Annotated in this window: 20 protein-coding genes; 11 read left to right on the top strand and 9 right to left on the bottom strand. The window is 75.8% G+C overall.

Annotation, left to right across the window (positions count from 1 at the left end; translation table 11 throughout):
* Positions 1-92 precede the first annotated feature (92 nt).
* Together ACIF6L_RS33465 and ACIF6L_RS33460 are read left to right on the top strand one after the other, a co-directional pair.
* Positions 93-788, top strand: a complete 696-nt coding sequence (locus tag ACIF6L_RS33465; RefSeq protein ID WP_329490856.1) for an FCD domain-containing protein — start codon at positions 93-95, stop codon at positions 786-788.
* 158 nt (positions 789-946) lie between these two features.
* On the top strand, positions 947-1,348 hold the full coding sequence (locus tag ACIF6L_RS33460; protein WP_396491346.1) for a hypothetical protein: 402 nt from the start codon (positions 947-949) through the stop codon (positions 1,346-1,348).
* Here the strand turns inward: ACIF6L_RS33460 and ACIF6L_RS33455 are convergent.
* The 4 genes from ACIF6L_RS33455 to ACIF6L_RS33440 form a co-directional block, all read right to left on the bottom strand.
* Positions 1,324-2,088: a metallophosphoesterase gene (locus tag ACIF6L_RS33455; protein ID WP_396491345.1), complete on the bottom strand. Its 765-nt coding sequence runs from the start codon at positions 2,086-2,088 to the stop codon at positions 1,324-1,326. The two genes, ACIF6L_RS33460 and ACIF6L_RS33455, sit on opposite strands and share 25 nt — an antisense overlap.
* Before the next feature lie 42 nt (positions 2,089-2,130).
* On the bottom strand, positions 2,131-6,693 hold the full coding sequence (locus ACIF6L_RS33450; protein WP_396491344.1) for a hypothetical protein: 4,563 nt from the start codon (positions 6,691-6,693) through the stop codon (positions 2,131-2,133).
* Positions 6,694-6,789: 96 nt separating this feature from the next.
* The gene (locus tag ACIF6L_RS33445; RefSeq protein ID WP_329490851.1) at positions 6,790-7,665 is read right to left on the bottom strand and encodes a hypothetical protein; all 876 of its coding nucleotides are present in this window, start codon (positions 7,663-7,665) and stop codon (positions 6,790-6,792) included.
* A gap of 100 nt (positions 7,666-7,765) precedes the next feature.
* Entirely contained in the window at positions 7,766-9,307 is a 1,542-nt protein-coding gene (locus tag ACIF6L_RS33440; RefSeq protein ID WP_396491343.1) for a hypothetical protein, read from the bottom strand.
* 144 nt (positions 9,308-9,451) lie between these two features.
* Here ACIF6L_RS33440 and ACIF6L_RS33435 point away from each other — a divergent pair, with 144 nt between their 5' ends.
* The 5 genes from ACIF6L_RS33435 (at position 9,452) to ACIF6L_RS33415 (ending at position 13,768) form a co-directional block, all read left to right on the top strand.
* The gene (locus tag ACIF6L_RS33435) at positions 9,452-10,498 is read left to right on the top strand and encodes an IPT/TIG domain-containing protein (protein ID WP_396491342.1); all 1,047 of its coding nucleotides are present in this window, start codon (positions 9,452-9,454) and stop codon (positions 10,496-10,498) included.
* Between the two features lie 244 nt (positions 10,499-10,742).
* The gene (locus tag ACIF6L_RS33430; RefSeq protein ID WP_396491341.1) at positions 10,743-11,279 is read left to right on the top strand and encodes a hypothetical protein; all 537 of its coding nucleotides are present in this window, start codon (positions 10,743-10,745) and stop codon (positions 11,277-11,279) included.
* A gap of 124 nt (positions 11,280-11,403) precedes the next feature.
* Positions 11,404-12,180: a 5-oxoprolinase subunit PxpA gene (locus ACIF6L_RS33425; RefSeq protein WP_352295067.1), complete on the top strand. Its 777-nt coding sequence runs from the start codon at positions 11,404-11,406 to the stop codon at positions 12,178-12,180.
* Between the two features lie 80 nt (positions 12,181-12,260).
* Entirely contained in the window at positions 12,261-12,884 is a 624-nt protein-coding gene (gene pxpB, locus ACIF6L_RS33420) for a 5-oxoprolinase subunit PxpB (RefSeq protein WP_329492357.1), read from the top strand.
* The gene (locus ACIF6L_RS33415; protein ID WP_329490847.1) at positions 12,881-13,768 is read left to right on the top strand and encodes a biotin-dependent carboxyltransferase family protein; all 888 of its coding nucleotides are present in this window, start codon (positions 12,881-12,883) and stop codon (positions 13,766-13,768) included. The genes pxpB and ACIF6L_RS33415 overlap by 4 nt, the downstream gene beginning before the upstream one ends.
* Positions 13,769-13,811: 43 nt before the next feature.
* Here ACIF6L_RS33415 and ACIF6L_RS33410 read toward each other — a convergent pair whose 3' ends face one another.
* Both ACIF6L_RS33410 and ACIF6L_RS33405 read right to left on the bottom strand, forming a co-directional pair.
* Positions 13,812-14,141: a hypothetical protein gene (locus ACIF6L_RS33410; protein ID WP_329490846.1), complete on the bottom strand. Its 330-nt coding sequence runs from the start codon at positions 14,139-14,141 to the stop codon at positions 13,812-13,814.
* A 363-nt stretch (positions 14,142-14,504) separates the two neighbouring features.
* A complete protein-coding gene (locus ACIF6L_RS33405; RefSeq protein WP_359837233.1) occupies positions 14,505-15,275 on the bottom strand; it encodes an alpha/beta hydrolase in 771 nt (256 codons plus the stop codon).
* Positions 15,276-15,443: 168 nt separating this feature from the next.
* On the opposite strand from ACIF6L_RS33405, the gene ACIF6L_RS33400 reads away from it, so the two are divergent.
* Positions 15,444-15,974, top strand: coding sequence for a PadR family transcriptional regulator (locus tag ACIF6L_RS33400; RefSeq protein WP_396491340.1), 531 nt, complete (start codon positions 15,444-15,446; stop codon positions 15,972-15,974).
* Positions 15,975-16,038: 64 nt separating this feature from the next.
* Here the strand turns inward: ACIF6L_RS33400 and ACIF6L_RS33395 are convergent, their stop codons facing one another.
* Positions 16,039-16,605 carry a DUF4396 domain-containing protein gene (locus ACIF6L_RS33395; RefSeq protein WP_396491339.1) on the bottom strand — a complete coding sequence of 189 codons (567 nt, stop codon included), beginning with the start codon at positions 16,603-16,605 and terminating at the stop codon, positions 16,039-16,041.
* A 138-nt stretch (positions 16,606-16,743) separates the two neighbouring features.
* On the opposite strand from ACIF6L_RS33395, the gene ACIF6L_RS33390 reads away from it, so the two are divergent.
* Together ACIF6L_RS33390 and ACIF6L_RS33385 are read left to right on the top strand one after the other, a co-directional pair.
* Positions 16,744-17,439, top strand: coding sequence for a class I SAM-dependent methyltransferase (locus ACIF6L_RS33390; RefSeq protein ID WP_329490841.1), 696 nt, complete (start codon positions 16,744-16,746; stop codon positions 17,437-17,439).
* 238 nt (positions 17,440-17,677) lie between these two features.
* Positions 17,678-18,520 (top strand): undecaprenyl-diphosphate phosphatase, encoded by an 843-nt coding sequence (locus ACIF6L_RS33385; RefSeq protein ID WP_329492356.1) that lies wholly within the window; start codon positions 17,678-17,680, stop codon positions 18,518-18,520.
* 123 nt (positions 18,521-18,643) lie between these two features.
* Here the strand turns inward: ACIF6L_RS33385 and ACIF6L_RS33380 are convergent, their stop codons facing one another.
* The gene (locus ACIF6L_RS33380) at positions 18,644-20,152 is read right to left on the bottom strand and encodes a HEAT repeat domain-containing protein (RefSeq protein ID WP_396491338.1); all 1,509 of its coding nucleotides are present in this window, start codon (positions 20,150-20,152) and stop codon (positions 18,644-18,646) included.
* Positions 20,153-20,486: 334 nt separating this feature from the next.
* On the opposite strand from ACIF6L_RS33380, the gene ACIF6L_RS33375 reads away from it, so the two are divergent.
* A complete protein-coding gene (locus ACIF6L_RS33375; RefSeq protein ID WP_359808380.1) occupies positions 20,487-20,939 on the top strand; it encodes a hypothetical protein in 453 nt (150 codons plus the stop codon).
* 91 nt (positions 20,940-21,030) lie between these two features.
* Here the strand turns inward: ACIF6L_RS33375 and ACIF6L_RS33370 are convergent, their stop codons facing one another.
* Positions 21,031-22,512: a hypothetical protein gene (locus ACIF6L_RS33370; protein WP_329490838.1), complete on the bottom strand. Its 1,482-nt coding sequence runs from the start codon at positions 22,510-22,512 to the stop codon at positions 21,031-21,033.
* Positions 22,513-22,786: the final 274 nt, after the last annotated feature.

Here is a 22,786-nt window from a genome sequence, read left to right as displayed (position 1 = left end):
GTATTCAAGGGTCGGAAACCAAATCGTCATACTTTTGCGCGTTGCGGGGGCCGCCCGGCGAGCGGGCCGACCGGGCCCTCTAGGCTGGCCGGATGGAGATCCAGGGGCTGCCCGGCCGACTGCTCGCCGACCTCGGACCGGCCATCGCCTCCGGTGAGATCCCCGAGGGGGCGGTCCTGCGCGCCGAGGAGCTGGAGCAGCGGTACGGGGTGTCGCGGACGGTGGTCCGCGAGGCCGTGCGGATCCTGGAGGGGATGGGGCTGGTCGCCTCCCGGCGGCGGGTCGGCAGCACCGTCCAGCCGAAGTCCGCCTGGGACGTCTTCGACCCGCTGGTGATCCGCTGGCGGCTGGCCGGGACCGACCGGCCCGCGCAGCTGCGCTCGCTCGGCTCGCTGCGGGTCGCGGTGGAGCCGGCCGCGGCCGCGCTCGCCGCCCGGCACGCCAGCGACGACGAGCGCCGCGAACTACTCTCCCTCGCCGGAGAGTTGACGATGACGGCGCGGGCCGCCGACCTGACCACCTTCCTCCGGCACGACATCGCCTTCCACGCGACCGTCCTGAAGGCCTCCGGCAACGAGATGTTCGCCCACCTCGGGGACACCGTCGGTGCGGTGCTCACCGGTCGCACGGAGTACCATCTGATGCCTCATCAGCCCGAGCCGTACGCGATCCGGTTGCACCGCGAGGTCGCGGAGGCGATCTGCGCGGGGGACGCGGCCCACGCCGAGCGGGCGATGCGCACGATCGCCGAGGGCGCGCTGGCGGAGCTCGACCAGCAGCTGGGGTGATTCGCCCGGCGGACGCGGTTTCCGGTGCAGATCACACGATTTGACGGCAGTTCGGCTGATTCCCGCGCATGGTTCGGGTACCACGGGGCAGAGTGGTGCGCAGGGGCGCGTTCCGGCGCGCCCGTCCCGCCGTCGTGAGCGCGCCTGGGGGTCGCCCGATGCCATCCGCACGCCGTCGCCGCCGTCGCCTGCCCGACGAGGTGCGCGCAGCCGCCGTCCGGGCCGTGCTCTGCCTGTCCTTCACCCTGGTCGGCCTGGTCGTCGCGGCGCTTGGCTCGTACGCGGACAGCTGGCTGATGACGCCGGCGCTGATGGCCATGGGGCTCGGGGTGTTCGGCACCATGTGGTGCCTGCTGGAGATCCTCATCTCGCGCCAGGTCGCCGCCCAGCGGATGCGCGGGCCGAACTCCGCCTCGCCGATGGCCGGCAGCCGGGCGCCCGCCGGGGTCCGGCCGGTGCCGCGCCCGGCGGGCCCCCCGACCGGGACGACGCCCCAGCCGTGGGTGCCCACCGCGCAGGGTGCCCGGGTGGGTGGTCAGGCCGGCACGACGGCCCGGTAGTGGGTGGTGAGCCGGCCGTCGTCGTCCAGGACGTGGAAGGCGAGCATCGGCGGCTGCTCGAAGCTGATCCCGGGGCCGCCCTCGCAGGGCAGCGTGACGGTCGACACCACACCCGGCGCGACCAGCACCGGCCGACCGGCGAACACGGTGGCCGCGCCGGTGTGGGAGTGGCCGCAGAGCAGGGCGGCCACCCGGGGGTGGCGGGCCAGCACCTCGGCGAGCCGCTCCTCCCCGAACTGGCGGATCGGGTCGACGGTCGGGAGGTGGAGGACGACCGGCGGGTGGTGGAAGGCCACCAGCGCCGGCCGGTCCGGACGGCCCCCGGCCAGCTCGGCGTCCAGCCAGGCCAGCGTCCCGTCGTCGAGCAGGCCGTCGTCGCGGCCGGGGATCGACGAGTCGAGCAGCAGCAGGTCGGCGCCGGGCAGTTCGTGCCGCCGGTTGACCGGGCCGTCGGCGGGCGCCTCCCCCAGCAGTCCCTCCCGGTAGGGCGCGCGCCGGTCGTGGTTGCCGGGACAGGTGAGCACCGGGTGGCGGGAGACCAGCACCTTGGCGGCCTGCTCGTACTCCGCCGGCAGGCCGTGGTCCGCGAGGTCGCCGGTGACCAGGACGGCGTCCAGCGGGCCCGGCAGGGCGTTGAGGTACGCCATCACCCGCTCGGCCCGCCGGTACGCGCGGGCGCCGCTGTCCCGGCGCCACTCCTGGCCGAGGTGGATGTCACTGAAGTGAGCGATCGTCAGCATGCCCCCACGGTAGGCGGGTCGGTGGCGCCGGGGTAGCGGGGGTCAGGCCTGGCCCGGGGCCTCCACCGGGCGCTTGAACATCCGGGTCGCGGTGATCTCGCCGTGGATGGCCGGGCCGTCCGGGTCCTGCGGCGCGGGCAGGCCGGGGCGCAGGTGCTCCTCCACCGAGATGTACTTGAGGCCGGCCCGCAGGTCGGCGTCGTTGCGCAGCCGGATGACCAGTGGGAACTCGGCCAGCGCGGTGGTGTCGAACAGGCCGGTGGTGTAGATCAGCTGGACGCCGAGCGCGTCGGCGACCGCCCGCTGGAGCTCCAGCAGGTAGGTGGCGTTGGCGCGGCCGATCGGATTGTCCAGGAAGAGCGTGCCGGCGTGCCGCAGCTGGGACTGGCCCCGGTCGTTGGCCCGCAGCGCGGCCATCGTGCAGTACAGCGCGATGGCCGCGGTGAGCAGCTGGCCGCCGGAGAAGACGTCCGACATCTGGCCGACGCCGACCCGCTCGGCCCGCAGCACCGCGTCCGGCTTGAGGATCTCCACGCTGACGCCGCGCGGCCCGATCGCGGCGGCGACCCCGCGCAGCAGCAGGGACATCCCGTCGCGGCGCAGGTCGCTGTTCTTCCGGACGGCGGCGCGGGTGGCTTCGTCGATCACCTCGCCCAGCCGCTCCACCAGGGTGGCGTGGTCCGGGTCCTCGAAGCGGATCCGCAGGAACTCCTGGCCGGACCACTCCCCCAGGCCCTCGGGCAGCCGGGAGAGCCGCTGGGCGGCCCGCAGCGTGGTGAGCGAGGACTCGACCAGGCCGCGCAGCCGGTCGACGATCGAGCCGCGGTTGCGCTCCAGCTGGGCGAGCTCGTCGGTCAGCACCCGCAGCCGGGGCGCGAAGGCGGTGGCCCAGGCGGCGGCGTGGTCGGGCAGGGCGGCGGCGGGCAGTTCGCGGATCTGCTGGCGGGCCGGGGTGCGGACGGCCTCGTAGCGCGCCGCGTTGGCGTGCCGGACGAGGGCGTCGGAGGCGTCCCGGACGGCGAGTTCGGCGGCGGAGAGTTCGCCGGCAGCGGTGCGCAGGGCGCGCCGGGCCTCGGCGGCGGCCGTCCGGGCGTCGGCGAGCGGGCCCAGGTAGGGCTCGACCGGGCGGCCGTCCTCGTCCTGGTGCTCGCGCAGGCCGTCGCGCAGCTGCCCGGCGTGCTCGTCGAAGTCGGCGGCGGCGGCCTGGGCGGCGTCGAAGGTCCGCTGCAGGTCGGCGTGGGCGGTGCGGGCGGCGTCGACGCTCTCGCGGCGCTCGGCCAGCCGGGCGGTGGCGGTGCGCAGCAGGACCTGGGCGTGCTCGGGGTCGGTGGGGACGAGGTCCTCGGGCAGCTCGGTGTGCGCCTCGCCGTCGGCGGGCGCGGAGCGCTCGGCCTCGCCGCGCAGCCGGCCGAGCTGCTCGCTGGCGGCGGCGGCGCGGGCCTCGATGGTGGCGACCAGCTCCTCCGCGCGGGCGGCGGCGGCCTGGCGGGCCGGGCCGTCGGCGCCGTCGGGGCTGCCCAGCAGCTCCTCCGCCCGGGTGCGCACCTTGTTGGTGAGCCGGTCGAGTTCGGTCGCGGCGGCGGCCTCGTCCCCCTCGGCCCGGGCCTGTTCGGCGCGGAGGTCGGCGCCGACGCCGACCTTCTCGTACAGCTGGGACGCGGCGCGGTAGGCCTCGCGCAGGGCGGGCAGGGCGACGGGGGCGGCGGCGGGCTCGTCGGCCTGCTCGGCGGCGGGGATCTCGGCGCGCTCGGCGCGCAGGGTGCGGGCGGTGCGGCGGGCGTCGTCGGCGGCGCGCTGGGCGGCGCGGCGGTCCTCGTCGCAGGTGCGGGCGCGCTCGGCGCACTGGGCCTGGCGGCGGTCGCACTCGGTCGCGTCCTCGGCGAGTTCGCGCAGGCTCCGCGTCCAGCCGGCGCGCTCGCGCAGGCGGAAGGCGAGGCCGGAGAGGGCGTCGGCGCGGCGCCGGGCCTGCTGGGCGGCCTCGCGCTGCTCCTCGTGCGCGAACGCGGCGGCGGCGTGGTCGCTCTCGGCCTCGTCGTGGTCGGCGCGCAGGGTGGCCAGCGCGGCGGCGGCCTGCTCGGCGTGCTCGTGGGCGGCCTCGGCGGCGGCGGCCAGGTCGGCGAGGGTGCCGGGCGGGCAGCTGGCGTGCCAGGAGGCGAGGCGGGCGGCGAGGGCGCGGTCGCCGCCCAGCCGGGCGGCCAGCTCGCGGATGTGCTCCTCGCGGGCGGTGGCGCGTGAGCGCAGCTCGCGGCGCTCGCCGTCGGCGGCGGTCTCGTCGTGCATGGCCGGGTTCGGCGGGACGAGGAAGAAGGCGGGCTCGCCGGTGATGGGCGCGATCAGCGCGGCGGCGGCGCCGACCGCGACGGTGGAGCGCGGCAGCAGCGCGGCGGAGTGCAGCGTCTCGCGGGCCCGGTCCAGCGAGTGGGGGTCGGTGATCACCACGCCGTCGACCAGCTCCGGCCTGGCGGCGAGGATCGCCTCGTGGTCCGCCGGGTCGACCGACTGGGCCAGGTAGCGCCAGCCGGGCAGCGCGGGGATGCCGTGCTCGGCGAGGTACTCGACGGTGGCGAGCACGTCCGGGCCGGGCGGCAGCAGGCCGCCGTCGCCGAGCGCGGCGAGGATGCGGGAGTCGTCGGCGGCCGCGGTGCGCAGGTCGAACAGGGTCCGTTCGGCGGTGGCGATCGCGTCGTCGAGCAGTTCCCGGAGCGTCTCGGCGGAGCGGTCGAGGACCGCGGGGGTGAGGAAGCCGGAGGCCTCGTCCGCGCCCTCCTGGTACGGGGTGAGGGAGAGCAGGTCGGCGAGCCGGGGCTCGGTGGCGAGCAGGGCCGCGGTGCGCTGCTCGGTGGCGAGCGCCTGGGCGGCGGCCTTGCGGGCGTCGGTGGCGCGGGCTTCGGCGAGTTCGGCCCGGCCGGTGGCCGCGGCGGCCTCGCGCAGCCGGGCCGCCGCGGCCTCGGCGGCCGTGCGGGCCTGCGCGAGGGCGGCCGCGGCGGTCTTCTCCACGTCGGCGGCGTGCAGGGCGGCGCGGGCCGGGTCGGGCTCGGCGGTTCCGGGGTCGATCCAGCCGGCCTCGACCGCGGCGGCGGTCTCCCGCTCGACCTCGGCGAGGCGCTGGCGCAGGTGGTCGGACTCGCTGCGGGCCTTCTGGGCGGCGGTGGCGGCCTCGGTGGCGTCGGACTGGGCCTTGGCGCCGTCCGCCTGGAGCTCGCCGGCGCGCTGCTCCTCGGTGTCGGCGCGCTCCTCGGCGGCCGCGGCGGCGCTCTCCAGGGCGCGGGCCAGCGCGGTGGCGGCGCGGGCGCGGGCGGCGAGCGCCGGGGCGGCGTCGAGCTCGGCCTCGCGGATCGCGGCGGCGACCCTGGCCACCCGGTCGGCGGCGGCGCGCTGGCGCAGCACGGCCTCGGCGGCCTGCCAGGCGGAGTGCAGGGTGCGGGCGTCGATGAGCTCGCGGCGCAGCGCGGCGGCCTCGGTGGTGGCGGCGGCCAGGCCGAGGGTGGCGTGCCGGTGGGTCAGCTCGGCGGTGATCAGGGTGTGCCGGGTGCGGTCGGCCTCGGCGGCGGTGACGGCGCTCGCGGCGGCGGCGACCTCGATGGAGAGGTCCTGGGCGCGGTCGCGTTCGGCGGCGGCGCGCGAGGTCAGGGCGTGGGCGAGGCGGCGGGTGCGGCGCTCGGCGGTGCGGTGGGCCTCGCGGACGGTCTCCCGCGCGATGGTGGACTCGGCGATGCGCTCCAGCAGCTCCAGCGAGCCGGCGGTGAAGTCGCGTTCGGCGGTGAGCTCGGCGCGACGGCCGAGCTTGGCGGCGAAGCCGTGGACGAGGTCGGCCAGGCCGTCGGTGTCCCGGGTGTCGGTGACGGCGCGCAGCAGCAGGTCGGTGAAGTCGCTGTCGTGCTTGACCGCGAACAGGCCCGCCGCCTCGCCCTCGTCGGCGTTCATCTCGCGCTGGTAGCGGAAGAGTTCGGGGTCGAGGCCGAGTTCGCCGAGGTGCTCCGTCCAGCGGTCGTGGCCGTCCTCGAAGACCAGGTCGAGGTGGGGGTGGGCCTTGCCGGCCTCGGTGAGGGCGTCGCGAAAGCCCTTCATGGTGCGGCGGCGGCCGCGGGCCTTCTGGTCGCCGGCCAGGCTAACCCGCTCGGCGACCGGCAGGGAGTCCAGCGTCAGGCCCGGCCCGGGGCGGAAGGAGTACCAGGTCTCGGCGAACTTGCGCGGGTCGGAGGAGACCTGCCGGCCCCGCCACTCGCTGACCTTGCCGACCACGATCGGCTCACCGGTGACGGTGTGCTGCCATTCGAGGGCGACGTGGCCGCAGTCGTCGGCCAGCAGGAACTTGCGCAGCACGCCGGAGCTGGCACCCCCGAGGGTGTTGCGGTGGCCGGGGAGCATCACCGAGAAGATCAGCTTGAGCAGGACGGACTTGCCGCCGCCGTTCTCCAGGAAGAGCACCCCGGCGGGGGCGGGCCGGCGGATCGGCCCGTCCGGCTCCTCGCCGAACAGGCCGATCTGCTGGGGGGCCGGGTCGGAGACGGGCTCGCCGACACCGCGCAGGTCGAGCACCGTGTCGGCGTAGCGGGCGCCGGCCGGTCCGATCGAGTACAGGCGGACCCGGTTGAGCTCGTACATGTGCGGCGGTTCTCCAGTGCGGGTGGGTCAGGAGTGCGTGGTCAGGGGTGCCCGGCCCGGTGGCGCGGCGGGCCGGTCCGGGTGGGGGGCCCGGGGTCAGAGCGCGTGGAACGGCAGGCCCGCGTCGGCGACCAGCTCGTCCCCGGTGTCCGGGGGCAGCAGGCTGGCGGTGCCGTCGGAGACCGGGACGATGCCGAGGTCGAGCAGTTCGGCCATGGCGGCGCTGCCGGCCAGGTCGCGGACCTGGAGCTGGTAGCGGGCGGTGGTGCGGTAGGTGCCACCGGCGTCGTCCGAGGTCTTCTGCAGGAAGCCGGAGTCGACCAGGAACATCACGGCCTTGGCGACGATGCCGATGGTGGAGCCGGACAGCCGGCGGGCGTCCTTGGTGGCGCCGGTGGCGGTGCGCCGGGCCCAGACCCGCCAGGCGGCCTCCAGGCCGGGGGCGTCGCTCTGCGGGTCGGTGTTGGCGCCGTCGGCCTCGGCCTGCTCCTCCAGCCGGCGGCAGGCCTGGCGGACGAAGGCGTCCACGCCGTTGACCGTGATCCGGCCGAGGTAGCCGTCGTCGGCGAGGTCCTCGGGGCGGGGGAAGGCCATCGCGGCGACGGCGAGGTGGGCCAGGCCGTGCAGGAAGCGGTCGGTCGACTCGGAGGCGGCGCGGCGCGAGTAGTCGCCCATCCGGACCGCGAAGACGGAGTCCTCGGCGGCGGCCACGGCCATGCCGGCGCGCGGCGAGACCTCCAGGACGACCAGGCCCATGCCGGTGGCGACGGCGTCGGCGAGGCGGGCGAAGGGCGGGTCCTCGCGGTGGCGGCGGACCAGCTCGGCGTACTCGGCGTCGCGGGCGGGGAGCAGCTTGGCCTGCAGGCCGAAGGAGACCAGGCGGGCCGCGTCGGCGACGTCGGCCGGGGTGATCGGGGCCGGGGCGGCGGGCTCGGCCTCGGGTGCCCAGGACGTGTCGTGGTGGGTCGTCACGGGCGGTGCTCCTCGGGGGTGTTGCCACTGGTGCGGGTGGTGGGGCGGTCGGTCTCGGCTGCCGCGGGGCGGCGCCGGGGGTGCGTCGGCTGTCCGGTCGTCAACTGGCGTCCTTGCGGTCGGCCGCCATGCCGGCCGCGTCCAGCAGGGCGCTGCCGACGATGAGGTCGGCGCCGCCGAACTCGCGGTCCCGCAGCGGAGTGCCGTCGTCGACCGCGAAGAGCAGCCGCTCCTCCCCCTGCCGGTAAGCGGTGCCGACCGGCGGGCTGGCCGCGTGCACCGCCAGCAGGGCGACCAGGTAGGGGAGTTCGGGATCCTGTCGGCGGGCGTCGGCGAGCAGCCCGGAGAGCCGGCGGGGGGCGTCGGCGGGCAGGTCGAGCAGGACCAGCGCGGCCTCCAGCTGCGCCTCGGTGAACCGGCTGTCGTCGGGGGTGGCGACGAGGTCCGGATCGGGCAGCTCGGCGCCCAGGTGCTCGCGCTCGACCGGCGGGGTGAGCAGCAGGTCGACCAGGTCGGCGACCCGGACGGAGACCGGCGTGCGCAGACCGGTGCCGCGGGTGAAGAACGCGCCGGTCGGCCGGACGGCCTGCTCCACCGGCAGCCGCAGCACGGGGGCGAGCAGCTGCCCGTAGAGGTCGATGCCGCTGCGGGCGCCGGGCGCGGCGAAGGCCTGGCGGTCCTGCTCGGCGCGGAACAGCGGGCCGGCCTCCAGCAGGCGCGTCTGCAGCTGGGTGTGGCGGCGGATGCAGTCCTTGACGATGTCGACCAGCTCGGCGGCGCGGCGCTTGTGCTCGGGCTCCTCGGCCTCGTCGCGGGCCTTGCGGATGTTGGTGAGAATCGCGTTCTCGTGCCGGTAGCGGTCGGCGATGTGGTCGAGCGCCTCGTCGATGAGGTCGGGGACGGCCTGCATCCAGTCGACGGCGCGCACGTTGCGCCGGGTCGCGTCCAGGGCCCGGCGCAGCGTCTCGGCGTACTGGACCGTGCGGTAGCGGGCCTGCTCGGCGGCGAGCTGGGCGTCGGCCAGCCGGCCGCGCCGGATCAGCACCTCCAGCTTGACCTCGGCGGCGATCTGCGCGGAGGTGACGTCGGTGTCGAGGGCGCCGACCAGGACGTTGACCGCCTCGTCGGTAGTGCGCAGGTAGACGCCGCCGTCGGGGCCGGGCACCTCCTCGATCAGCTTGAAGTCGTAGTCGCGCCGGACGTACGCGCCGTCCTGGCCGAAGGTGCCGTAGACGGCGCGGAACCCGCGGTCGACGCTGCCGACGTTGATCAGCGACTCCAGCACCCAGCGGGCGACCCGCTCGTGCTCGGCGGTCGGGCGGGTGGCGGCCTGGGCGGCGACCCGGGGCAGCAGCCGGGCGAGCACTATCTCGCGGTCGGCCCCGGTGTCGAAGTCCATGTGCAGGGTGACCAGGTCGATGGCGGCGAGGCCGACCTCGGCCATCGCGTAGCCGCCGTACTCGCCGGCCAGCATCACCTTGCGGCTGTCCAGGTCGTGCAGCGGGGCCGTGCAGGCCAGCGCCTTGAGCCGGCGGGCCAGGCCCTCGTCGGCGGCGGGGCCGGGCGCGGGCCGCGCGGCGGCGGCGGGCCCGGCGGGCGGCCGGGGCCCGGACTCGGTGGGCGGGTCAGCGATGGCGGTCACGGTGGACAAGATTAGAGGTAGGCACCGACATCGACCGAAACGGACCTTACGGACGGCCCGGACAGGCGGTCGCACCGCGGGCGGTGGAACCGGCTTTCGGGAAAGTACCCGCACGATCCGGTCCCCACGGCCATCATGCCTCATATGATCATCCGACTGGTACGAGGCGGCCTGACCGCCGCCCTAACCGTGGCCACGCTCACCGCCGGCACCGCGGCGGCCGGCGCCGCGACCCCGGCCGCGACCGCCGCCCGCACGGCGGCCACCGGCCCGAACGTCAGCGTGACCCAGGCCGGCAACTACCCGATCTTCCCGGTCGACAGCACCAACTTCTCGGTGACCTGGACCTCCTCCGGCACCGCCGACCTCACCGGGGTCACCCACCTCACCGTCGAACTGCCGGCCGGTCTGACCACCAGCGGCGCGGCGATCACCTCGCTCCCCGACTACTCCTTCACCGAGACGGTCTCCCCCGACGGCCGCCGGCTGGACGCCTTCTTCACGGGCACCCGGGCTCCCGGGCGCAGCGAGTTCATGAAGGTCTACGTGGCCTCCCACGGCACCGGGCCGACCGGGACGATCAAGGTCACGGCGGCGAACCGGAACGACACCGACCCGTCCGACAACGTCTCCGACCACCTGCTCGGCAGTGGCCCGCAGACCCCGGCCGCCCCGCCCGTCCCGGCGGTGACGGGTATCGGCACGACCACCGGCCCCGGGACGGGCGGCACCGCCGTCACCCTGACGGGCACCGGCCTGGACAACGGCTTCGTCCTGTTCGGCGACGCCCTCGCGACCGGCGGCTGCACCGGCACCACCTGCACCGTGACCGCGCCCGGGGGCGCCGGCAGCGCGCCGGTGACGGTGGTGACCCCCGGCGGCTCCGCGGCCGCGCCGCACGCCTTCGACTACACCGGCGCGGCTCCCCCGGCGCCCCCCGCGCCGGTGGTGACCGGTCTGACCACGAGCACCGGGCCGGCCGCCGGGGGCACCAGGATCTACGTCCGGGGCAGCGGACTGGCCGCCGGCACGGTGCTCTTCGGCGGGGTGCCGGCCACCCTCCACTCGTGCGGGCCGACGCTCTGCTCGGCGACCGCCCCGGCCGGCACCGGCGTGGTGGACGTGACGGTGACCACCGCCGGCGGGACCAGTGCGCCGGTCGCGGCGGGGCGGTACACGTACACGGCCTGACGGGGTCGTACGGCGGGGCCCGGTGCCGGGAGCGGCGCCGGGCCCTTCCGCGTGCCCGGGGGCTCGGCGGCGGCGGGGCGGCCCGCGCGGCTCCCCGGGGTGAGCCCGGGCGCGGGGGCAGGCCCAGGGCAAGTTGAACACGTTCAATTCGACCGTCTAGAGTCACTTCCGTGCAGGTGGGACAGCCCGTCCCAGCTCCTCTCCGGCATGGGGGTCGACCGGTATGAACGGCACGTCCGAAAGCTTGACCCGAACCCCGCCCGCAGCCGAACAGGCCGTACTCCGGCGGGTGCGGCGGTGGCTCTGGGCCTTCGTGGTCTGCCTGGTCCTGAGCGGTCTGACGGCCTTCCCGCTGGAGACCGAGACCCGCTGGCTGGCCGGGCTCGCGACCGGCCCGGCGGCCCCGGTCACCGACCACCTGCCGGGCGTCCTGGAGTGGATCGAGCGGATCCGCGACGGCGTCGCCGACACCGGTGCCCGCTACCCCTTCCTGGCCTACGGCACCGACTGGCTGGCCTTCGCGCACCTGGTCATCGCGGCCGCGTTCTGGGGGCCGATCAAGGACCCGGTCCGCAACATCTGGGTCGTCCGGTGGGCCGTCCTCGCCTGCGCGGGCGTCATCCCGCTGGCACTGGTCTGCGGACCGCTCCGGGGCATCCCGCTGTACTGGCGATTCATCGACATGTCGTTCGGCATCGTCGGCGTGCTGCCGCTGCTGGTCGTGCTGCGCGCGCTCCGGCCGCTGGACCGGGCCGCCGGCGCCGCCACCGTCGCCGGCTGAGCCGTCCGGGGGACGCCCGGGCGGCGCTCCCACCCGTGCACCCGGCAACGACCCGGGCAGCGGCGACGGCCGTCACGCGCAGGCCCTACGATCTGGCTCAACAGCTGCTGGGAGGCGGACGGGCGTGGCCGATGCGGTGATCGATCTCAATGCGGACCTCGGCGAGGGGTTCGGACGCTGGACGCTGACCGACGACGAGGCCCTGCTCTCCGTGGTGACCAGCGCCAACGTCGCCTGCGGCTTCCACGCGGGAGATCCGTCCACCATGCGGCGGGTCTGCGCGCTGGCCGCCGAGCGCGGCGTACGGATCGGCGCCCAGGTCTCCTACCGGGACCTGGCCGGCTTCGGCCGCCGGGCGATGGACGTCCCTCCGGAGGAGCTGGCCGACGAGATCGCCTACCAGATCGGCGCCCTCCAGGTGTTCGCCCGCGCGGCGGGCTCCCGGGTCTCCTACGTCAAACCGCACGGCGCCCTCTACAACCGGGTGGTGACCGACGCCGAACAGGCCGAGGCGGTGGTCGCGGGCGTGCTGCGGGCCGGGGCGGTCTGCGACGGCCCGCTCCCGGTGCTCGGCCTGCCCGGCTCGCGGCTGCTGGCGGTCGCCGAGGGCGTCGGGCTCCCGGTGGTCGCCGAGGCGTTCGCCGACCGCGCCTACACCTGGGCGGGCACCCTGGTGCCGCGCAGCGAACCGGACGCCGTCATCCACGACCCCGAGACGGTCATCACGCGCGCGGTCGCGATGGCCCGGGACGGCGTGGTCGAGGCCGTCGGGGGCGAGCCGATCGGCGTCGAGGCGCGCTCGCTGTGCGTGCACGGTGACACTCCCGGGGCCGCCCAGCTGGCCTGGCGGATCCGCGGCGCGCTCGCCTCGGCGGGCGTGCGGGTGGAGCCCTTCGCGTGACGACCGGCGGCGGGACGGCGGGCCCGGCGGGCGGCGCGCCCGCCGGCGGGCCTCCGGGCGCCCCGGTCGGCGACGCACTCCTGGTCCGGGCGGTCGGCGAGCGGGCGCTGCTGGTCGAGGTCGCCGGAACGGCCGAGGTCGGCGCGCTGTACGGCTGGCTGCGCGAACGGCAGGCGGCGGGTGAGCTGACCCCGGTGGAGGAGATCGTCCCGGCCGCGCGGACCGTCCTGCTCGACGGCGTGGCCGACGTCCGGGCGCTCACCGCCCTGCTGCGCACCGCCCGCCCCACGGCGGCCGGCGCCGCCCCCGGCCCCCTGCTGGAGGTGCCCACCGTCTACGACGGCGCCGACCTGGCCGAGGTCGCGGCGCTCTGGGAGGTCTCCCCCGAGGCGGCCGTCCGGATCCACACCGCGCCCGAGTACGTGGTCGCCTTCTGCGGCTTCGCCCCCGGCTTCGGCTACCTCACCGGCCTGCCGCGGCAGTACGGGACGCCGCGCCGGGCCTCCCCCCGCAGCTCCGTCCCGGCCGGCTCGGTCGCCCTGGCCGGCCCCTACACCGGCGTCTATCCGCGCTCCTCTCCCGGCGGCTGGCAGCTCCTCGGTCGCACCGGCCTCCCGCTCTGGGACCCCTCCCGGGAGCCGGCCGCCCTGCTGGCCCCGGGCGTGCGGGTCCGCTTCACCGCGGTGCGCGGCGGTGCCGGGTGACGGCGCCCGGCGGGCCCTCGGCCGACCGGTCGCTGGCGGTCGTCCGGCCCGGGCCGCTGACCACCGTGCAGGACCTCGGGCGGCGCGGCGTCGCCCACCTCGGCGTGCCCCGGGCCGGCGCGCTCGACGAGCCCGCGCTGCGCGCCGCCAACCGCCTGGTCGGCAACGGGCCCGGCGCGGCCGCGCTGGAGACCACCCTCGGCGGGGTCGCCCTGCGTGCGCACGGGCCGGCCGTCGTCGCCGTCACCGGCGCGCCCGCCGCCGTCCTGGTGGACGGGCGGCCCGCCGCCTGGGGCGCGCCCGTCGTCGTCCCCGACGGCGCCCTGGTGGAGGTCGGCGCCGCCACCCACGGCGTACGGGGCTACCTCGCGGTGGCGGGCGGGATCGCGGTGCCCCCGGTGCTCGGCAGCCGCTCGGCCGACCTGCTCTCGGGGCTGGGCCCGGCGCCACTGGCCGTCGGCGACGTGCTGCCGGTCGGGCCTCCCCCGCCCCACCGGCCCGCGCCCGACCTGGTGCCCCTGCCCGCTCCCCCGACCGAGCTGGTGCTGCGGCTGCGGCCGGGGCCGCGTGCCGACTGGTTCGCACCGGACGCGGTCGCCCGGCTGGCCCGCGACCGGTACCGGGTGGCGGCGGCGAGCAACCGGATCGCGCTGCGCACCGACGGCCCGCCGGTCGGCCGGGCCGTCAGCGGTGAACTGCCCAGCGAGGGCATGGTGCTGGGCGCCGTCCAGATCCCGCCGGACGGACGGCCGGTGGTCTTCCTGGCCGACCACCCCACCACCGGCGGCTACCCCGTCGTGGGCGTCGTGCCGCCCGCGGACCTCGCCGCGGCCGCCCAGGCCCGCCCGGGGACGCCACTGCGGTTCGTCCTGCTGCGGGGGTGAGCGCGGGGCCGTCGACAGGGCCCGGCGCCCACCCCCGGGCGGCTCACTCGAAGCAGGTCGGGCAGGACTTGGTGGCGATCCGGTCGCGGTTGCCCGCGGTGGCCCGCAGGGGCTGCGCACGGGTGACGTGGTGGCCGGACACCGGCTCGGTCACCCAGCCGTACCGGGGCGCGGCGAGGACGCTCTCCGTGAGATGGAAGCACCCCGGCAGATGGGCGTAGCCGGTGGGCGAGACGATGGCCGTCGCCCCGGTCGGCCAGCCCGCCCAGGTGGCACCCAGCACCGCCATCGCACGGTCGAGTCGCGGCACCGACCCGTCGGCCGGGCAATCGCACCACGACATCTCGCACCGCTCGCACCAGTCGGCACCCACACCCGTCTCCTCCCCTGGGACGGGTGGATCCTACTGATCCCGGGCAGCGTCCTTCACCTCGGGTCCACCTGGTCAACGCGGCGTGGGAGACAGTGCTTTGAGTGGAAGTCAGCAGCGGCCTCCTCGACCTCCCGGAGCGCGTTCCGGAGGACGCGGGCGAGGGTCCGGGCGCTCGCACGGGCATCGGTCATCGCGTCGAGTCGGCGGTGCAGGACGCGCGAGAGGTCGGCGGTGGCGGCGAGGCTGTCCCGGCGGTCGCGGAGGGCCGGCAGCAACTCGAAGCCCGGGTCTCGGCGAGCGGTTTCGGATCGATCGCCGGCCAGGGCGCGCGGCCACCCGGCGAAGGGCCAGGGCAGAGCGGTCTCAGGCTCGACGGGCCAGCGCGGTGGCGGCGATCGCGGCGAACCCGTCCAGGTTGTCGAACATGATGTTGTGGCCGCAGTCCGGGACCGCCACCACCTCGACCCCCGACGCCCGCAGCCGCTCCGCCCCCGGCAGCTCGCCGTCGGCCTGCGGGTGGAGGAACGTCCTGGGGATCTCCAGGTCCAGCAGGGTCTCGCGCATGGTCGGCACGGTGCCCCGGGCGGTGTGGACGGCGCTGCGGTGGAGGGCCTCGGGACCGGCCAGCCGCATCGTGGACCACCAGAGCGGCCCGACCCACCTCCGCACCTCCTCCCGGCCGCCGGCCAGGAACTCCTCCTCGCCGAAGGTCGCGATCCCGCTGCTGCCCGGGCGGCGGACCGGCGTGATCGGATCGAGGTTGGCGTCGACCAGGAGGAGGTTCGCGACCAGCCGGGGGTGCCGGTGGGCGAGGACGATCGCCACCGCGCCGCCCATGCTGTGCCCGACCAGCTCGACCTCCGCCAGCCCGGCCTCGTCGAGCGCCGCCGCCACCGCGTCGGCGTGGGCCTCCAGCGTGTACGGGAAGTCGGTGGGCCGGTCGCTGATGCCGAAGCCCAGCAGGTCCAGCAGGAGCGAGCGGCGCCCGGCCAGCAGCGGGTGGGCCGCCGCACCGGCGAAGTAGACGGGCGAGCTGGCTCCGAGGCCGTGCAGATAGACCCGGGCCGGCTCGGCACCGGGCACCTCCACCCAGCGGATCCGGTCCTCGCTCGGGGTGACGATGGCCTGGCGCATGGTCGTACTCCTTCTCGGGGCAGGGCTGAGCAGGGCAGAGCAGGGCTGACGCGGGGCCGGACGCCCGGCCCGCGGGGCGCCGCGGATTACCTCGACCGAAGGACCATACCTCGGCGGCGAGGTATAGCGACAGCGAGTCGACGCAGCCCGATCTGAGAGAGTGGCCCCATGCTGAAGCTCGCGATCCTCGGGTTCCTCCGCGACCGGCCACTGCACGGCTATGAGCTGCGCCGCCATCTCGCCGCACTCACCGGACACGTCCGGCCGATCAGCGACGGCACGCTCTACCCGGCGATCAAACGCCTGGAGGCCGACGACCTGCTGGTCCGTACGACCGAACCGGGTACGGCGGCGGCGCCCCGGCACACCCTCCACCTCACCGAGGCCGGCCGGACCGCGCTGCTCGACCGGCTCCGCACCCCGGAGGACCTGGACATCAGCGACGAGAACCGCTGGTTCACCGTGCTGGCCTTCCTGCGCCACCTCGACGGCGACCCGCGGGCACAGGCCGCCGTGCTGCGCCGCCGGCTCGCCTTCCTCAGCGAGCCGGCCAGCTTCTTCTACGACGGCGCCCGCCCGGTGGGCGCCGAGGAGTTCGGTGACCCGTTCCGACGCGGGATGCTGCTGATCGCCCGCGCCACCACCGAGGCCGAGCTGGCCTGGCTGCGCGAGACCCTGACCGCCCTCGACCGGGCCTGACCCGGGACACCGCGGCCCCCGTCTCCCGGCCGAACCCGGGAGACGGGGGCGAACCCGCTCGTGGTCAGTGCTGGTGGTGGGCGTGGACGACCGCGTGGCCGCGGCCCCGGCCGATCATCCACTTGTTGACCGGCACGGTCAGGGTGAACGCGAGGGCGAGCGAGCCCGCCAGCGCGACCCAGAACAGCGCGTCGCCGAGGCCCGCGTCCATCGCCCCCGGCACGGTGACCATCACGGTGTTGTCGATCAGCTCCATGACCAGGATCGACACGGTGTCGGCGGCCAGCGCGACCTTGACGGCGGCGCGGACGTCCAGCCCGGCCTTCAGCACACCGCGCATGGTCAGCGCGTAGCCGAAGACGAAGGCCAGCAGCACCGAGAGCACCACGGTCGCACCGTTGTGCAGGCCGAAGGCGGTGCCGAGGACCATGCCCAGGATCTCGCCGATGGCGCAGCCGGTGAGGCAGTGCAGGGTCGCCTGGGCGGCGGTCCGCCAGCTCGCCCCACCGTCGCCGTGACCACCGTGGCGGCCGTGACCGGCGTGGCCGGCGTGCGTCTCGTGGCCGTGGCCGTGCTCGGCGTGCTGGTGCAGGTGTCCGCGCTCGTGCTCGTGCTGGGCGGGATGCGCCATGTCGTCCTCCGCTTGCTCCGTGCCGTGCCCCTCGGTTCGTCGTCATCGAACATATACCCCCCAGGGGTATGGAGCAAGCAGTTGGGGCACCGCGTCGCCCTCTTCCCCGTCCGGCCCGCCCGTGCTCCGATGGGACGCATGGCCGATGAACGACGCAACGGGTACGAGGGAACCGGACCGGGCCCGATCACCCCGGACGGGTGCGCGGTGGAGATGTACGAGCGGCTGCCGCTGAACGGCGAGCCCGAGGTGATCAGGAAGGCGGTGCCCGCCGGAGCCCGCATCCTGGAGCTGGGCTGCGGGGTGGGCCGGATGACCCACCCCCTGCTCGACCTCGGCTTCACGGTGACGGCCGTGGACGAGTCCGCCGAGATGCTGGCCCGGGTCCGGGGCGCCCGGACGGTGCGCAGCCCGATCGAGCGGCTGGACCTCGACGAGCGGTTCGACGTCGTCCTGCTCGCCTCCTTCCTGGTGCACGCCGGCGACCCGGCCGTCCGGCGCGGGCTGCTGGACACCTGCCGGCGGCACGTCGCGGACGACGGCCTGGTGCTGCTGCAGCGCGAGGGCGAGGACTGGATGCGCGACGTGCCGCGCGAGCGTCCGCTGGGCCGGGACGGGCTGGTGCGGGTGGCGTCGGTCACCCCGGTCGGGGACGGCGTGAACTCGGTGCACGTCGAGTACGAGTTCCCGGACGCGCGCTGGACCCAGACCTTCCTGTCCCGCCCGCTCGACACCGCCGCGTTCGAGCGGGCCCTGGCCGAGGCGGGGCTGGCCGTGGACGCCCACCTGACCGAGGACCGGACCTGGGTCCGGGCCCGCCCCGTCCCGCGCTGAGCGGAGCCGGGCCGCCCCCGGACCGGGCAGGCCGGAACGGGGGCGGAAGCGAGGCTGTCACCTTCACCGCGTAGCATCAGGCGCGCGCCGGGCCCGCGCAGCCCGAGCGCCGGGCGGACCCGGCGGTTCGCATGCCATCGGCATGTGCCCCGTGCATGCCGACGGCATGCTCCCGCACCGACCTACAAGGACCGCTGATGCTCATCGAGCGACGGATACCCCGGGCGGGTGTCCGGTGATCGACTGGTTCCACGGAGCCGTCCTCGGCCTGATCCAGGGGCTCACCGAGTTCCTGCCGATCTCCTCCAGTGCCCACCTGCGGGTCTTCTCGGCCCTGCTGGGCTGGGACGACCCGGGTGCGGCGTTCACCGCCGTGACCCAGCTCGGCACCGAGTCCGCCGTGCTGATCTACTTCCGCCGGGACATCGCCTCGATCGTGAAGACCTGGACGCTCTCGCTGTTCCGTCCGGCGCTGCGCTCGCACCAGGACGCCCGAATGGGCTGGTTCGTGATCATCGGCACGCTGCCGATCGGCATCCTCGGCAAGCTGTTCCAGGACACCATCGAGACCAACCTCCGCGACCTGCGGATCATCGGCACCACGCTGATCGTCTTCGGCCTGATCCTGGCGGTGGCCGACCGGACCCGGGCCGTCCGGCACGCCAAGCCGATCACCGACCTGACCCTGCCGCACGCCGCCGCCTACGGCATGGCGCAGGCACTCGCGCTGATCCCCGGCGTCTCCCGCTCCGGCGGCACCATCAGCGCCGGGCTGCTGCTCGGCTACAGCCGCGAGGCGGCCGCCCGGTACTCGTTCCTGCTCGCCATCCCGGCCGTGCTGGCCTCCGGCCTGCTGGAGCTGACCAAGATCGGCGAGGGCCCCTCACCGGCCTGGGGGCCGACCATCCTGGCCACCCTGATCGCCTTCGCGGTCGGCTACGCGGCGATCGCGTGGTTCCTGAAGTACATCTCGAACAACAGCTTCATGCCGTTCGTGGTGTACCGGGTGGCGCTGGGCATTCTGATCATCGTCCTGGTCAGCACCGGCACCCTGGCGGCCGACGCCGGCGTGGTGAAGTAGAACGCGGTTCCACCGAGGACCTCCCGGGTACGACGAAGCGGGCCGGGCACCTGATCCGGTGCCCGGCCCGCTTCGTCGTACCCGGGATCGGGGTGTCGCCCCGGGTGTGGTGTCGGGGGGGTCCTACCGACTTCGCTCGCGGGCGGCGGTCAGCCGGCCGCGCACGGCGGCGTGGACCTCGGCCTCCTCGGCCGGGTCGGCCGCGAGGCGGCGCAGGCGCTCCAGCACGCGGGCGTCGCCGGTGGTGGCGACGTGCCTCGCGGCGAGCTCACGGGTGGATTCCTCGCAGTCCCAGAGGCACTCGACGGCCGGGCCCTCGGGAAAGGCCACGTCGGTCGCGGCGAGCGCGCGGGCGGCCCGGCCGCGCAGCTCGGAGGAGGCGGCCTCGCCGTAGATGTGGCGCAGGACGGGGACGGCCTCGGCGGCGGCAAGCCGCCCCGCACCGTCGACCAGCGACCCGAGCCCGGGGCCGCCGACCCCGCGGACCGAGATCCAGCGGCGCAGCCCGGCCACCACGAGCGCCGCGTCGCCGGGCTCCCCGGCGTCGGCGAGCAGTCGGACAGCGGCCTCGCCGAGGGCGCTGTCCGCGCCGCCGGTGGCCGGGTCGGCCCAGCGGCGGGCGTGGGCCAGCGCCTCGGGGCCGCGCATCCGGCCGATCAGTTCCAGGGCGGCGCGCACCGTCCGGTCGTCGACATCGGCGGCGGCGGCCTCGATCAGGCCGGCGGCGGCCGGGTCCCGCTGGTCGACCAGGTAGCGCAGGGCGGCCCGGCGGGCACCGGGCAGTCCGTTCCGCGCGGCCTCCAGCACGGCGGGGCGGTCCTCGGGGCGGACCACGGCGGCCAGGCAGCGGGCGGCGGCGGCGGCCCTGCGGTCCACGGCATCGGGGCCGGCGGGATCACCGCCGTCGCGGGCGGGCTCCGGGCGCTCGGGCCGGCCGGCGAAGGCGGCGGCGCCGAGGCCGCCGAGCTCGCCCTGGTCGGCCCAGACGAGCACGTCGGCGGTGGACCAGCCCGGGGTCACGCCGGTGCGGTTCACCTGGCGCTGCCAGAGGTCGAACGGGGACTGCTCGCTCGCCGCCGCGACCCGCGGGTGGTAGGCCGCCCACAGCCGCCACGGCCGTGGCTCGTACGCGCCGCGGATGAACTCACGCAGCTCGGCGTCGCCCTCGGGGCCCGGCGGGAACCGGTCCAGCACCGCGGTACCGAGCAGCAGCAGGCCGCGGTCGTCGTCGCGCAGCGCGAGCTCGTCCAGCGCCCAGGCCCAGTTGGTGCCGGTGGCGGCGTACTCGCGCAGCATCAGCAGCGCGTCGCGCCGGCCGTACGCGGCGAGGTGGCCCAGGACGGACAGGGCGAGACCGGTGCGGTACTCGTCGTCGTCGAGGAGGTCCTCCGGGTCGTGGAGGTGGTCCTCGATGCCGTCGAGCGGCGCCTCCAGTTCCATGTAGAGGCGCGCGTAGTAGAGGGAGCGGTTCTCGACCTGCCAGTCGGCTCTCGGGTCCCTGGTGACGCACTCCTGGAGCGCGGCGATGGCGTCGGTACGGTCGGCGGCCAGCGCGTGGAGCTGCCCGTCACCGCGGCCTCGCTGAAGGAGGCCGAGGAGGCTGGCACTGGGTGCTATCACTGGCTCGAACATGAGGTCAGCATCCGTTGCGGCGGTCGTAGTGGCAACGGGATTTCCGTCGCCGGGGTCGGTGGTCGGTACTGCGGTGGGCGCCCGGGCGCCGGAATCACCGAAGGTTACCGCCTCGGACACCTCGCCGCACACAGGGCGATCGACCCTCCTGCCGCAGTGGCATATGCCGGGGGAATTTTGCCAGAGATCTGCTCAAATCCCCCACGAGGGTGACTCCGCTGTGCGACAGTCTTCTCACTGCTTGACAGCTTCCCACCTCACGGCCACCCCGCGGCCACCCTCCCCACCTCCCTCTCCGCCGGCCCGGCGCCGGCCTCGACCCGATGGAATCGCCATGAGCATGCCTGCCACTGCCGCCCGCCGGGCCGCCCGCCGCAGCGATGCCCGACGGACGGACACCGGGGCGGACGACGGGTCGGTGGGCGGCAGAGTGGACGGCACGACGCAGGCGCACTCCGGTCCCGTGGTCGGCTCCGCCGAGTGGGACCTCCTCACCGACGACGTCCGGTGGTCCGCCGAGGTGTACCGGCTGCTCGGCTGCGACCCGGGGCACGGACCGCTCAGCCTCGACCGGCTGCCCGACCGGCTCGCCGAGGCGGACCGGCCGCAGCTGCGCCGGATGATGACCGACGCCCTGGTGCACGGCCGCCACGCCTTCGGCACCCTCCAGGTCAGCCACCCCGACGGTGCGCGCACCACGGTGGAGTGCGCGGGCGAGCCGGTCCTCGGGAACGACGGCACCGTGACGGCGCTGCGGATGCTGCTGCGCCCCGCCGACCCCGACTGACGCAGGCCGCCCCCGGCCGACGCCGGGCCCCGGGCGGCTCACAGCCCCGAACGCCCGGAGCACCGGGTGGCTCGGACGGACCGCGGCCGGCTCAGGCGAACCTGGGCCGGTTCTTGGCGTCCGCCTGCCGCAACTCCCGCCCGAGCTCCACCCGCAGCTCGTCCACCACCGGCAGCCCCCGGTAGCGGGCGGTCAGCCGGTACATCTCGCGCAACCGGTCCCAGGTGCGGTGCGAGGAGTTCTGGCCGATCAGGTTCATCACCATCTTGGCCTGGAGCTCCGCCGCGTCGGGCTCCCCGCTGAGCCAGTGCACCGAGGCGAGCGTGATCCGGTCGAACAGCGCCGAACGCAGCTGACCGGTGCCCTCGCGCAGCTTGATCACCCGCTCGGCCTGGCGGCGCGCCTCCGGAGCGGCCGTCAGGTCGTGCTCGGCCAGGGTGCGCAGCACCAGCGCCTGCATCCCGCGCAGCTCGGCCTCGTCGAAGAGCTGCATCCAGGAGGGCGGCGGCTCGGACACGTCCTCGGCGAAGAGGTCCTCGGCCTCGCCGAGCAGCCGCCGGGTGTCCTGCGAGTGCCCGACCGAGGCGTGCGCCCAGGCCTCCACGGTGTTCAGCATCGCCCGGGTTCTGGGCAGCACCCGGCCGCCGCTCGCCCGGGCCGCGGCCATCAGGTCGATCGCGTCGTCGGCGCGGCCCAGGTGCACCATCTGGCGGGCGGCCCGGGAGATCGCCTCACCGGCCCGGGGGCGGTCGCCGGCCTCCTTGGCCGACTCGGCGGCGATCATGAAGTACTTCTGCGCGGTCGACTCCAGGCCGACGTCGTGCGACATCCAGCCGGCCAGCACGGCGAGGTTGGCCGCGACCAGCCAGAGCCGCTGCTCCACGGCCTGGCCGTGGCGGTGCGTCAGCAGCCCGCCCACCTCGTTGAGCTGTCCCACCACCGCCTTGCGCTGGAGGCCGCCGCCGCGCGCCGCGTCCCAGGCGCGGAACACCTGGACCGAGCGCTCCAGTGCCTCCACCTCGTCGAGCCCGACCGGGCCCGCGTCGTACACGTCCACCACCGGGCGGGCCCCGCCCTGGGTGACCACCTGCCGGGGGCCCGGCGCGGCGGCCGCGTACGCGACGGCGTCCCCGCCCAGCCAGCCCTTGAGAGTGTCGGCGATGACCGCCCCGGCCGTGAGCGCGGCGCCCGCACCCACCAATCCACGTCGGTTGAGCATGAGGTCCATTCCCGTGAACTCGGTGAGGACCGCGGCCGTACGATCCGGCTCCCATGGATGTGCTGCGGACTGCGCCGCTCCGGTCCTGGTGGGCCGGTGTCGTTCCAGACCGAGGTCCTCAATGGTGACGACACGGCCGAGCCGCTCCGTGAACACGGACGCCAGTACCCTCGGCACCGGATCGCGCGGGATCTCTCCGTGCTCGATCCAGCGCCGGACCCGCGAGGTGTCGGTGGACAGCTGCTGCTCTCCCATGGCCGCACCACGCCGGTTGACCAGCCGTGCGAGCTCGCCCTTCGACCATCCGGCCAGGACGAACAGATCGGCGAGTCGGGTGTTGGGTCCCCTGCTCACGTGAAGCCCCCAGGTTCCTCGGCTGGTTCAGGCTAGATGCTCCGTCATGTGCCAGGCGAGCATTCGCCAGGCTTCGCCAGGGTCCGCCACATTACTAACCAGTGCCGTCCGGGTGTGATGTAGAGGTGCGCCACCTCGCCCCTCGGGTCGGGCGGCGCCCCGGGCAGGTGGGGGGTGCTCCCCCGACCGTGTCACGGGGCGTCCCCGGTCCTCACCCGAGGGGGTGGCGCGGCCGGGTGGCGCGGGGGCGCCGGGCACGGCCACGGCAGTCCGG

The sequence above is a fragment of the Kitasatospora sp. NPDC086009 genome (genome assembly GCF_044540385.1).
In the GTDB taxonomy this organism is placed as follows: domain Bacteria; phylum Actinomycetota; class Actinomycetes; order Streptomycetales; family Streptomycetaceae; genus Kitasatospora.
This window is presented reverse-complemented; position numbering and strand designations above follow the sequence as displayed.

What these genes read in the sequence shown, in the direction of transcription:
- ACIF6L_RS33465 (WP_329490856.1), top strand. Translation starts at nt 93, where the DNA reads ATGGAGATCCAGGGGCTGCCCGGCCGACTGCTCGCCGACCTCGGACCG.
- ACIF6L_RS33460 (WP_396491346.1), top strand. Translation starts at nt 947, where the DNA reads ATGCCATCCGCACGCCGTCGCCGCCGTCGCCTGCCCGACGAGGTGCGC.
- ACIF6L_RS33455 (WP_396491345.1), bottom strand. Translation starts at nt 2,088, where the DNA reads ATGCTGACGATCGCTCACTTCAGTGACATCCACCTCGGCCAGGAGTGG.
- ACIF6L_RS33450 (WP_396491344.1), bottom strand. Translation starts at nt 6,693, where the DNA reads ATGTACGAGCTCAACCGGGTCCGCCTGTACTCGATCGGACCGGCCGGC.
- ACIF6L_RS33435 (WP_396491342.1), top strand. Translation starts at nt 9,452, where the DNA reads ATGATCATCCGACTGGTACGAGGCGGCCTGACCGCCGCCCTAACCGTG.
- ACIF6L_RS33405 (WP_359837233.1), bottom strand. Translation starts at nt 15,275, where the DNA reads ATGCGCCAGGCCATCGTCACCCCGAGCGAGGACCGGATCCGCTGGGTG.
- ACIF6L_RS33400 (WP_396491340.1), top strand. Translation starts at nt 15,444, where the DNA reads ATGCTGAAGCTCGCGATCCTCGGGTTCCTCCGCGACCGGCCACTGCAC.
- ACIF6L_RS33395 (WP_396491339.1), bottom strand. Translation starts at nt 16,605, where the DNA reads ATGGCGCATCCCGCCCAGCACGAGCACGAGCGCGGACACCTGCACCAG.
- ACIF6L_RS33390 (WP_329490841.1), top strand. Translation starts at nt 16,744, where the DNA reads ATGGCCGATGAACGACGCAACGGGTACGAGGGAACCGGACCGGGCCCG.
- ACIF6L_RS33380 (WP_396491338.1), bottom strand. Translation starts at nt 20,152, where the DNA reads ATGTTCGAGCCAGTGATAGCACCCAGTGCCAGCCTCCTCGGCCTCCTT.
- ACIF6L_RS33375 (WP_359808380.1), top strand. Translation starts at nt 20,487, where the DNA reads ATGAGCATGCCTGCCACTGCCGCCCGCCGGGCCGCCCGCCGCAGCGAT.